The following is a 252-nucleotide window of genomic DNA, read 5'->3' on the forward strand; positions in this document are numbered from 1 at the left end:
TCAGCGGCGCGATGATCTCACCCACGTACACCCCGTAGGCGAGGAAGGTTGGCAGGCCGTGGCTGGCCAGCTCCCCTTCAATGAAGCCGATGCCGTTGAGCAGCTTGGCAATGCCATGGAACAGCATCAGGCCGCCCAGGGTCAGGCGGATAATCAGTTTTCCCAGATCAGCGTTTTCGAGCAAGGTGCGGGTCTCCATTTTACAGGTTGCGAATGTCAGGGTACAGCGGCAGAAGCTGTTTGATCAGCCGG

General features: G+C 58.7%; 1 protein-coding gene. It reads right to left on the minus strand.

The window, feature by feature from the left end; all coding sequences use genetic code 11:
• Window positions 1–184 (minus strand): DoxX family protein (locus B2W52_RS17610; protein WP_286803811.1); only part of this gene is annotated, 184 nt, incomplete at its 3' end.
• Between the last annotated feature and the right edge of the window lie 68 nt (window positions 185–252).

The sequence above is a fragment of the Marinobacter sp. UBA2498 genome, assembly GCF_002341575.1.
Taxonomy (GTDB): Bacteria; Pseudomonadota; Gammaproteobacteria; order Pseudomonadales; family Oleiphilaceae; genus Marinobacter; species Marinobacter manganoxydans.